The sequence below is a fragment of the Campylobacter concisus genome (assembly GCF_002914195.1).
Lineage (GTDB): Bacteria > Campylobacterota > Campylobacteria > Campylobacterales > Campylobacteraceae > Campylobacter_A > Campylobacter_A concisus_M.
In genome coordinates this window covers 1-911 of record NZ_PPAU01000059.1, presented here as the reverse complement: position 1 = coordinate 911, position 911 = coordinate 1, and the positions used below count along the sequence as shown (strand labels likewise).

Genomic DNA, 911 nt, shown 5'->3' with positions numbered 1-911 from the left:
CTTTAATTTTTACCCTAAAAGGAGAAAAAATGAGTTTTTTTAGACCAAAACCAAAAGAAGAAAAGACCTTCTTGCATCAAGAAGTATGTGACCTTTATGGTCTAACAAGATTTGAGCTTGCAGATAAGCTGGGATTTACTAAAGCTACGCTCGATACCTGGAGCGACGAAAGTAGAATGACAAAAGTCACTCGCCTAGCCTTAGAGCTTATGGTTGAAACACACTATAAAACAAAACTGCTATCCAATTTGGCAGAAAGTCTATCTGCAATCCTTGCCATAAACACTTGCAGTAACAATCCAAGCGTTAAAGACGATGGACAAATGCTCGTCGAAAGAATGAAGTATGTTTTAAAAGAATTTGGGATTAATACTATTACAGCAAGCGAAAAACTGGGCGAAGCCAGCTTTGAACAACTAGATGCCATTTTAAAACTTAAATCATTCCCTAGTTTTAGTTTTTTAGAAAACTTTTCTAAAGTCTTTACAATATCAGACGAATGGCTTAAAACTGGTAGTGGCCAACCATTTGATGTAAGAGTTATCAACTCTTATACGCTTCATGAGCTGGCATCTGAGTGTAAAAACTTTGAAAAGCTCTATATTATCCACAGTAAAGACAATAAACCACACACAAAGATAGTAGTTGAATATCAGGCAGGAAAATTTGATATTTTTAGAATGGATTTTTGTATAGGGGATAATTTCATTATGGGCGGATCGGAGGCTATTGATCTTTTTAGCCTATATAAATTTTATCGCGAGAACGAACATAAAATCTCTCTACTGACACTAGAGCGTGAAGAATATGATAAACTAATATCAAGAGAACATTATGCTGGCAATATCCTAAAAAAAGGCCACAATTCTTATATGTTAGACGATCTATTTGATCTGGACTATTATAATAAA

At 34.6% G+C, this 911-nt stretch carries 1 protein-coding gene; it reads left to right on the top strand.

Annotated features, from left to right (window positions below):
* Positions 1-29 precede the first annotated feature (29 nt).
* Positions 30-911 (top strand): hypothetical protein (locus CYP28_RS01850; RefSeq protein ID WP_103592886.1); only part of this gene is annotated, 882 nt, incomplete at its 3' end.